Origin of the sequence: Bacillus pfraonensis (assembly GCF_050768835.1) — a bacterium.
In the GTDB taxonomy this organism is placed as follows: Bacteria; Bacillota; Bacilli; order Bacillales; family Bacillaceae_G; genus Bacillus_A; species Bacillus_A pfraonensis.
Map to the genome: position 1 here is coordinate 1 of NZ_JAHCDO010000075.1, position 4,836 is coordinate 4,836.

Annotated in this window: 5 protein-coding genes, 2 pseudogenes and 1 riboswitch; of the genes and pseudogenes, 3 read left to right on the top strand and 4 right to left on the bottom strand. The window is 34.9% G+C overall.

Translation table 11 applies throughout. The features are described 5' to 3' along the window. Together KFD70_RS28715 and KFD70_RS28720 are read right to left on the bottom strand one after the other, a co-directional pair. Window positions 1–78 (bottom strand): annotated as a pseudogene (locus tag KFD70_RS28715) (IS6 family transposase); the annotation flags it as partial. Between the two features lie 289 nt (window positions 79–367). Beyond that, window positions 368–1,534, bottom strand: a complete 1,167-nt coding sequence (locus tag KFD70_RS28720; protein ID WP_336454625.1) for a phosphoribosylaminoimidazolecarboxamide formyltransferase — start codon at window positions 1,532–1,534, stop codon at window positions 368–370. A 51-nt stretch (window positions 1,535–1,585) separates the two neighbouring features. Continuing rightward, window positions 1,586–1,664, bottom strand: a riboswitch (ZMP/ZTP riboswitch). Between the two features lie 222 nt (window positions 1,665–1,886). On the opposite strand from KFD70_RS28720, the gene KFD70_RS28725 reads away from it, so the two are divergent. Next, window positions 1,887–2,078 (top strand): hypothetical protein, encoded by a 192-nt coding sequence (locus tag KFD70_RS28725; RefSeq protein WP_336454626.1) that lies wholly within the window; start codon window positions 1,887–1,889, stop codon window positions 2,076–2,078. Between the two features lie 69 nt (window positions 2,079–2,147). Then, a complete protein-coding gene (locus KFD70_RS28730) occupies window positions 2,148–2,543 on the top strand; it encodes a group-specific protein (protein ID WP_336454627.1) in 396 nt (131 codons plus the stop codon). A 164-nt stretch (window positions 2,544–2,707) separates the two neighbouring features. Here KFD70_RS28730 and KFD70_RS28735 read toward each other — a convergent pair whose 3' ends face one another. Beyond that, entirely contained in the window at window positions 2,708–3,307 is a 600-nt protein-coding gene (locus KFD70_RS28735) for an HD domain-containing protein (RefSeq protein WP_336454628.1), read from the bottom strand. A gap of 227 nt (window positions 3,308–3,534) precedes the next feature. Between KFD70_RS28735 and KFD70_RS28740 the strand changes: the two genes are divergently transcribed. Further along, window positions 3,535–4,125 (top strand): TetR/AcrR family transcriptional regulator, encoded by a 591-nt coding sequence (locus KFD70_RS28740; RefSeq protein WP_336454629.1) that lies wholly within the window; start codon window positions 3,535–3,537, stop codon window positions 4,123–4,125. Window positions 4,126–4,627: 502 nt separating this feature from the next. On the opposite strand, the pseudogene KFD70_RS28745 reads toward KFD70_RS28740, so the two are convergent. Continuing rightward, window positions 4,628–4,836: pseudogene (locus KFD70_RS28745) on the bottom strand (IS4 family transposase); the annotation flags it as partial.

Consider the following 4,836-nt stretch of genomic DNA (forward strand, 5'->3'; position numbering starts at 1 on the left):
TAAAGAAAAACGACAGTAGTAGCCGACGGCTACTAAAATAATATCTTTCCTGAATTGTTTTCCTTTAAAATATCCCATTTATGATTCTCCTCACTCTGTTTTGCAAAAGTTTAGCTTAGTTTTAAAAACTTTGCAACAGAACCATAGGAGGAATAAGAAACTGCATACGCAGCTGAAGAGGATGTTTCACAGAATATCGATAAGTCGGGATTGTTGGTGAGGAGAACTTCTGATAATAGGACGTTATGTTAACTGATTATGTATACGATATACATCAAATCAAAAAGAGGCTGTACAGCCTCTTTTCTACTATTCACTGATTTTATAGCAACAATCAATTCAATAGATTGATTATCCCTTTTTTGATTTAATGATGAAATAAACGAATACCCGAATAAGCCATTACCATCTCATATTCGTTTGCTGCTTGTATAACTTGATCATCACGCAACGAACCACCGGTTTGGACCACATACTTAACACCACTTTGAGCGGCTCGGTCAATGTTATCACGGAATGGCAGAAAAGCATCGGAAGCGTAGGAAACTTCTTTTAAGCCTGTTAACCATTGTTTTTTCTCATCTTTAGTCAATCGCTCAGGTACTACTTGAAAATATTGTTTCCATTGTTGTTCTTCTGCAGGAGTAATATCATCATTTATCCAACCATCAATCGCATTGTTTATCTCAACATGGGATATTCCTTGTCGGAAATTCATTTGGAGTGCAAGTGGATGTTGTCTTAACCACCAATTATCCGCTTTTTCAGCTGCTAATCGGGTACAATGGATTCGTGATTGTTGTCCTGCACCAATTCCAATTGTTTGACCATCTAGTGCAAAACAAACCGAATTTGATTGGGTGTATTTTAGTGTGATCATAGAAACAAGAAGATCCCTTTTAACATTATCAGAAATTATACGCTGTATCGTAGCAATGTTATCAAAAATTCCTTCTGAGATGAGTATATCATTTCTTTCTTGTTCCATTGTGATTCCAAATACTGCCCTTTTTTCAATTGGCTCAGGTACATAGTCGGGGGCAATCTCTAAGATAAGGTACTTTCCTTGTTTTTTCTTTTTTAAAATTGCTAACGCATCTTCATCATATCCTGGTGCAACAATCATATCAGAAACTTCTTTTTTCAGAAGGTTTGCTACAGTTATATCTACTGGGTCACTAAAAGCCGCACAGTCACCAAATGAAGACATTCTGTCAGCTCCTCTTGCTCTTGCGTAGGCAATAGCTAATGGAGACAATTCCAGCCCTTCAACAAAATAAGATTTTGCAAGCCGTTCACTTAGTGGACAATAAACAGCTGCACCAGCTGGACTTACGTGCTTAAACGATGCTGCTGCCGGTTGACCGACACTTTGTCTAAGTTCTCGCACAAGTTGAAACGCATTTAATGCGTCTAAAAAATTAATGTAACTTGCCTCACCATTTAAAATCTTAATGGGCATTTTTTTTGTAGAATATACTTTTGCTTTCTTTTGATGTGGATTCATTCCATACCGTAAATCAATATTATTCATCTACTTAAACTCCTTTCTGAAAATAAAAAAAGTATTTGAACGTAAGTTCAAATACTTTGCCCAGGCGTACGGCAGATGTTTGTGTGCTCCCTCATGGTTCTCCATGTTCACGCCAGTAACACACAATTGATTTATAGGTAAATTGTACATAATAATGATAATTTTTACAACAAGAACTTTATTTGATCTTTATGTACACCATTACTAAAAATTCTGGTTGTACTTTGAATAAAATGTAACTTCCGCTAATGATGCGTTATGTCAACTTTACATGTATAGGATATACATCAAAAAATCTGAACAAGTAAATGTTTTCAAATGGTACAATTAGGAAAAGAGAGGTGAACAAATTATGGCCAAGAAAACAGGGTGGTCTTATATCGTCGGTTTAACATCGCTGGCAAGCATTGCATTACTCTGGGCAAACCTTGCTAATTTAATTCCAAATCAGGTTGTTTCCCTAAGTGTTTCTATTGTTATGATTGTCATTGCAGCAGGAGCCAGTCTGACAGGACTTTACCGACTTAAAAAGAAAAAATATTGAGAACGGATCGTGCCTCTCTCCAAATGGAGAACGGTTTGCTATAAAAAACTTTAGATATGGAGGAAACCAATGAAATTCTATGTGGCATCAAGTTTTCAAAACATAGACAACGTTAGATACGTTAGCGAAAAACTAAAAAGCAAAGGATTCACTCATACATATGATTGGAATCAAAATGAAAGAGCCTCAACGTTTACTGACTTAATAAACATAGGTCAAGCTGAGAAGAATGCTGTAATAGAATCAGATTTTATTGTGGTGCTACTGCCTGCAGGAAAAGGAAGCCACATTGAATTTGGAATTGCTTTAGGTACAGACAAGAAAATATATCTCTATTCGCCCGATGAGGAATTTAACAACTTTGAAACAACGAGTACGTTTTATCATCTACCACAAGTAGAGCATGTTACAGGCAGTATAGATGAACTAATAGATGTTTTGACCCTAAAGGTGTCTGTTATTTGAATCGAAACGCCTTTTACAGCCACAAAGTGACTTCCAATAACGAGAATTATGTCAATGAGCTGTCCATATGGACAGCTTATTGTATTTTTTGCTTAGCGTGGTTTTTTTCCGTTTTGCGGTCTGTACCCCTTCCTAAGCTCCATGACATTCTAATTCTTTATTCTCTAATCTTTAAAAGGAGCATTCATCACCCAATCTGAAAACCCCATACGAAGCATAGAAGAACTTAAATTATTTGGCTGTTGCTGTGTATTTTTTAGATTGGAATCATATTTAATAAGTTCAATCATAGATTTTTTGAAACCTAATCGAGGATAAACCTCAATTATAAAATTAAATGTTTCCTCCGGAATATCTTCTATACGTAAACCAACTATATCCATTCCCGCCCCGAAATGAACTAAAGCAATCTCTGGTTGTTTTTCTTTAGCAATTTCCAAGGTGTGTAGAATAATAGCTTCACGTACCACATCAATTTTATCTTGTGAAAAACCATGGGAATGAAGGAATTTTTCTGCATGATCAGCACCTTCATATTCAAATGAATGTTTACAACATACATGCTCTGTAAGACCAACATCATGTAAGATAGAAGCAAGATAAAATAACTCCTGATCATATTTAAATCCATATTTTTTTCCCAATGCATCACCAAAAGCATATGTCCGTAAACAATGATTATAAAGAAATTCTGGAGAAATCTCGTAAACCAATTGGGTAGCTTCTTTTGCTACTTTACTATCTGGAATAATAATGTTATGCATAATTTCCTCCTTAGTTTTAATTGTTTTTCAATAAATTCATGTCGGATATCAATAGCATGATAAGAATGTTACGTGCTAATCAAATACTAACTCTCTCACCCTCTTCTTTTAGAAATTCTACTTTCATCTCAAAAAAGACCGAACGGTCTCTTTTAAGGTAACTTATTATATGTTAATGTACAACTAAAACATGTTACAATTTTTTAACAATAATAATGGAGGATATTATGCAAAAAGGTGAACAAACACGGAGAAACATTGTTTTAAAATCGGCAGAATTGTTTAATCAAAAAGGCTATGCTGGCTGTTCGATGAATGACATTATGGAGGCTACAGGGCTACAAAAAGGGGGGATTTATCGTAATTTTAAAAGTAAAGATGAGATTGCTTTAGAGGCATTTGAATACGCCATTGATACTGTCTCTCAACATTTTTCTGAGGCGATACGCAATGCTAATACAACATTAGAAAAGGTTGGTGCTTTTTTTAATGTATATGAAGATGTAATAGATGATCCACCAATAAAAGGGGGATGTCCTTTGCTGAATACTGCTGTAGACAGTGATGATACGAATCTACTGTTAAGAGAAAAGGCACTTGAAGTTTTCTATACATTTCTCAATATGATTGAAGGGATTATAGTAGAAGGTATTCAGAACGAGGAGTTAAAACCGGATATCGATACAAAGGCGGTAGCTTCCTTTATTATTGCAACCCTAGAAGGAAGTATTATGGCTAGTAAACTAGAAAGGGATAATAAACATGTTACTTATAGTAAGCAACACGTGCTGCGTTATTTGTTTATGCTAAAAATTTAGCTCATTTTTTATTTTGAGAAACAACGGGCTTTTGACTTAATGGCGATGAGATTGTATTCGAAATAGAAAGATAATCTAAGGAGAATACAATCTATGCTACAATCCATTTTTTATATGTATTTCACCTAAATTCCTTAAAAAGCTGATTATCCCTTAGCGTTTAGGAAATCGGCTTTTTCTATGTGAAAAATTGCTTAGCGTACGAAATTCGCATTTTGTTGATGCTACCCCATGCCCATCAAGCTAACATTTTGAGACATCCCCATTACGAGAAATTTACCTTTTTACAGTTATTTATGAGAATTCGACTCATTTTTTCGTTTTGGGGGACAACCAATTTCTTAAGTTGATGGCGATGTGGCGGGACCCCACATCCATCAACTTAAGGTATATGTTTATACAAAGGCGGATCTTTCCATGTAATTTTTCATTATTTTTTATAGACATCCTAAAAGTAGGCATATCAAATAAACCCTGACGGATTACAATTTTTTCACTATAATTATGCTACCTGATGAATGGAAGTGGTATACTCATAAACAACACCCAAAATATCAAAGACTGTTTTTTTCTCATATCTGTGGGATTTTCGTCCGTTTCGCTGTAGGAGGTTAAACAGACGAAGGAGAATCTTTGATAATTCTTGGGTGTTTTTTTGTAATGCTTGATGAAACAGTAAGAAATAATCTTTAATCATGTACATCGCTTTAT

Bases quoted from the DNA above. Each gene is read 5' to 3' on its own strand.
- KFD70_RS28730 (WP_336454627.1), top strand. From the start codon at position 2,148: ATGAAATTCTATGTGGCATCAAGTTTTCAAAACATAGACAACGTTAGA.
- KFD70_RS28735 (WP_336454628.1), bottom strand. From the start codon at position 3,307: ATGCATAACATTATTATTCCAGATAGTAAAGTAGCAAAAGAAGCTACC.
- KFD70_RS28725 (WP_336454626.1), top strand. From the start codon at position 1,887: ATGGCCAAGAAAACAGGGTGGTCTTATATCGTCGGTTTAACATCGCTG.
- KFD70_RS28720 (WP_336454625.1), bottom strand. From the start codon at position 1,534: ATGAATAATATTGATTTACGGTATGGAATGAATCCACATCAAAAGAAA.
- KFD70_RS28740 (WP_336454629.1), top strand. From the start codon at position 3,535: ATGCAAAAAGGTGAACAAACACGGAGAAACATTGTTTTAAAATCGGCA.